Here is a 2,043-nt window from a genome sequence, read left to right as displayed (position 1 = left end):
GGGCGTGGCCAGAATCGCGGCGCCATCAGCCGTGTAGGTCACGCTGATCACCGCTTCCAGCAGCGCCAGCACCCGTTGTTCGATCTCCATGGCCGGCGGCGGGCAGGCCATCCGGGTTGCCGCCATCGGCCCCAGCTGCAGCGTGGTGCCATCCTGCTTCCAGCTGCCGTTGAAGCGGTTGCAGCCGGCCGTGCCGGAAAGCCGGCTGGTGCCCTGATCGCCGGGATCGAACATCAGGCTGCTGCGTGCCACCGGCCCGCCGCCGTTGAGATCGACAATCTGCCATTCGCCTTCCAGGCTGCCGGCGATCACTGGCGGCTTGCCCGACAGCGCCTGGCCCAGTTGCTGGCGCTGATCGCGGCAGCCGGCGAGCGCGAGGAGGGTGAGGGGGAGGAGCAGGGCAGGACGCATGCCACCATCCTGCCGCTAGCCGCCGGCCGGTGCAAGGCTGGCGACCAGCGACTCCATCGCCGATTGATCCACCAATATGGCGCCATCGGCCGGCCGATCGAGATCGAGGATCAGCATGATGGTGAGCGCCATCAACAGGAACAGCACGCCAGAGGCAAAACGGTGTCGATGGCCATGGGCATCGAGCACATAGCCGAGCAGGAAGCAGGCAACGCTGGCAAAGATCACCAGCAGCAGCATCACTTCGCCCGGCACACGCGCCGCCACCGCCTTCTCGCGGCTGGTGCCGGTGTCGAGAACAGCGTTGATCGCGCTGACCAGGCTGACCGCGCGCGGGCCATCCAATGTGGCCTGGGCAGTGGCGGTGAGCGCCCACACGCGATTGCGCAAGGTCGCGGCGCGGGCGAGTTTCGCGGTCTCACCGGGCAGTGGGCTCGTCATCCGCACTTGCGCATAATCGGCCAGCGCCGCCTGCAGCGTGGGGCCTAGCGGTGTCGGCACCAGCCCGGCGCGCAGCCAGGCGGTGCCGATGTCATTGGCTTCCTGCACCACCAGTTGCCGCCGCTCGTCATAGCGGCCGAGCGCCATCGAGAAGGTGAAACCCAAAAGCAGCGCCAGCACCAGCAGCGCGGTGGAGAGCACCTGGCCCTCATCCTCCGCGCCGCCCTTGCCGCCAAAGCGGCGATGGTAGCGAAAGCCGATTTCGGCAGCGATGAAGAAGATCGCCACCAGTACCGCCGGCACGGCGGCCAGCGGCACCAGATCGATCAGATCAGCCAGCTCTGCGATCAACTGCGGCTCTTGCGCAGTTCATCACGGATTTCGGCCAGCAGCGCCTCGCTGGGCGTCGGGCCGGGCGGTTCGGCAGGGGCTTCGGCCGGCTTGGGCATTGCTTTGTTGGCCGCCTTCACCATCAGGAAGATGACAAAGGCGATGATGACGAAGTTGATGAAGGCGGTGACGAACTTGCCATAGCCGAACAAGGGCACGCCGGCCTTTTTCAGCGCCTCGTAATCGGTGGGGCTGCCCGTGTAGTCAGCCGGAATGTCACCCAGCACGACGAACAGGCTGGTGAAATCGGCCCCGCCCGACACCAGGCCGATGATCGGCATCACCATGTCTTCGGTGAAGCTGGTGACGACCGCACCGAAGGCGGCGCCGATGATCACCGCCACCGCCAGATCGAGCACATTGCCGCGCGCGATGAATGCCTTGAATTCCTGCAGCATGATTTCTTAACCCCCCTGTTGAAAAGCCTTGAGACGCATTATCTTGTAGCGACCAATGCGCAAACGTTTCTCACACTCTGCCATAAACCGCGGCCTGCGCAAGCCGCTGCTACTGGAGACTATTTCCATGACCAACGCCCTTCGTCGTTCCGCTGGGCTGGCCGCACTGGCCGGCACCGCGCTGCTGCTGTCGGGCTGCGGCGTCAACACCATCCCCGCCAAGGAAGAAGCGGTGAAGGCCAAGTGGGCCGATGTGGAAAACCAGTATCAGCGCCGCGCCGATCTGATTCCCAATCTGGTCAGCACGGTGAAGGGCTATGCCGCCCAGGAAAAGGACGTGCTGGAAGCCGTGACCAAGGCTCGCGCCAGCGCCAGCCAGGTGACGGTGGACCCGACCAAGCTG

The 2,043-nt window shown here is 65.2% G+C and carries 4 protein-coding genes; 1 reads left to right on the top strand and 3 read right to left on the bottom strand.

Features of this window, described 5'->3' with window-relative positions:
- The 3 genes from RT662_RS08110 to mscL all read right to left on the bottom strand — a co-directional run.
- Nucleotides 1-411: META domain-containing protein (locus tag RT662_RS08110; RefSeq protein ID WP_313670204.1), on the bottom strand; the 411-nt coding region annotated here is incomplete at its 3' end.
- 15 nt (nt 412-426) lie between these two features.
- Nucleotides 427-1,203, bottom strand: a complete 777-nt coding sequence (locus RT662_RS08105) for a hypothetical protein (protein WP_313670203.1) — start codon at nt 1,201-1,203, stop codon at nt 427-429.
- Nucleotides 1,200-1,640 (bottom strand): large conductance mechanosensitive channel protein MscL, encoded by a 441-nt coding sequence (gene mscL / locus RT662_RS08100; protein WP_313670202.1) that lies wholly within the window; start codon nt 1,638-1,640, stop codon nt 1,200-1,202. Before mscL ends, RT662_RS08105 begins: the two co-directional genes overlap by 4 nt.
- 127 nt (nt 1,641-1,767) lie before the next feature.
- Here mscL and RT662_RS08095 point away from each other — a divergent pair.
- Nucleotides 1,768-2,043: LemA family protein (locus RT662_RS08095; RefSeq protein ID WP_313670201.1), on the top strand; the 276-nt coding region annotated here is incomplete at its 3' end.

It is taken from the genome of Sandarakinorhabdus sp., assembly GCF_032115815.1.
GTDB lineage: Bacteria > Pseudomonadota > Alphaproteobacteria > Sphingomonadales > Sphingomonadaceae > Sandarakinorhabdus.
This window is presented reverse-complemented; position numbering and strand designations above follow the sequence as displayed.

Excerpts from the sequence above, each read along its gene's own strand:
- mscL (WP_313670202.1), bottom strand. The coding sequence starts at position 1,640 with ATGCTGCAGGAATTCAAGGCATTCATCGCGCGCGGCAATGTGCTCGAT.